Below are 1,201 nucleotides of genomic sequence, written 5' to 3' on the forward strand. Positions count from 1 at the left end.
CTGCTTGCTGCGGAGCATTTTAGCGGAGATGCCCGTTATGCCGATTGTGCACTGGACCATCTTCACTATCTGCTGGGCCGAAATGTGCTGGATATCAGCTATGTGACCGGTTTTGGGGACCGTCCGGTATTGCATCCGCATCACCGCCCGTCTGTAGGCGATCATGTGGAGGCACCGGTTCCCGGACTTGTGTCTGGAGGGCCTGACCGCGGATTGCATGATGAATATGTTTTGCAGCATTTACAGGGTAAGCCTGCAGCGCAGTGTTTTGCCGATCATGAGCTCAGCTACTCCACGAATGAGGTTACGATCTACTGGAATTCACCGGCTGTCCTGGTGGCGGCGAGGTTTAATACACAGGTGAACCATGGGACGTTATAAGGTCATCAGCTTGGATATGTTTCAGACATTGGCCAATATTCAGGACCGCAGGGCATATGTATGGAAGCCTATTTTGCAGCAGGACTATAGTGAGGAACGGGCTTTGGCGCTGGGAAGCATGCTGCTGAGCAGCTATCATACGTTAGCTTCTGAGATACGGGGTAACGGAGATTTTTGGACCAGTAAAGAAATTTATTCCCGCAGCTTCCAGCAGGTTTTTAAGCAGCATGGGGTAGAATTTGATCCTCTTCTGGCAGTGGAAAATCTGTTTGAACAGCACCGGTTGTCCACGTTATATGAGGATACGGAGCGTTTCCTGCAGCGGATATGCACGGAATATCAGGTCTGTATCGTTAGTGATACTGATGAGCTGATGCTTCCGGACTTTTATCAGAACTATCCGCTAACCCTGTTTACCTCGGAAATGTACAAATCCTACAAAAATGACAGCCGCAACGTGATGTTCCGAGAGGTCATTGCCCATTACGGCGTAGAGCCGGGGCAGATTATCCATGTAGGAGACACAGCATCAGATGTGTTAGGTGCGGCAAGAGCGGGGATTACCGCCTGCTGGATCAACCGGGAGGAAGCCGATTGGCGGCAAGCAGTGAAGCCGGATTATACAGTAACGACTTTGGATGAGTTATATGAGCTTCTATAAGGCGGTTAAGCTGATAACTCCATTAAAAGGAGGACAAAGTAGATGGCCGGGTATGCTGAGGATGACATGGAGCACCTATGTTACCCTATTGGAAGGTTTTCAGCCAAGGAAAACCGGACGTCAGACGAACGGAATCAGGATATTCTGAAGATTGCCACG

Annotated in this window: 2 protein-coding genes; both read left to right on the forward strand. The window is 49.9% G+C overall.

The annotated features are described in order from the left end of the window. On the forward strand, nucleotides 1-381 hold a 381-nt coding region (locus tag AQR02_RS33745), incomplete at its 5' end, for a glycoside hydrolase family 9 protein (RefSeq protein ID WP_245237210.1). Continuing rightward, the gene (locus tag AQR02_RS07935) at nucleotides 368-1,042 is read left to right on the forward strand and encodes an HAD hydrolase-like protein (protein ID WP_054940113.1); all 675 of its coding nucleotides are present in this window, start codon (nucleotides 368-370) and stop codon (nucleotides 1,040-1,042) included. The genes AQR02_RS33745 and AQR02_RS07935, both read left to right, overlap by 14 nt. Nucleotides 1,043-1,201: the final 159 nt, after the last annotated feature.

Origin of the sequence: Paenibacillus ihuae (assembly GCF_001368795.1) — a bacterium.
GTDB lineage: Bacteria > Bacillota > Bacilli > Paenibacillales > Paenibacillaceae > Paenibacillus_AQ > Paenibacillus_AQ ihuae.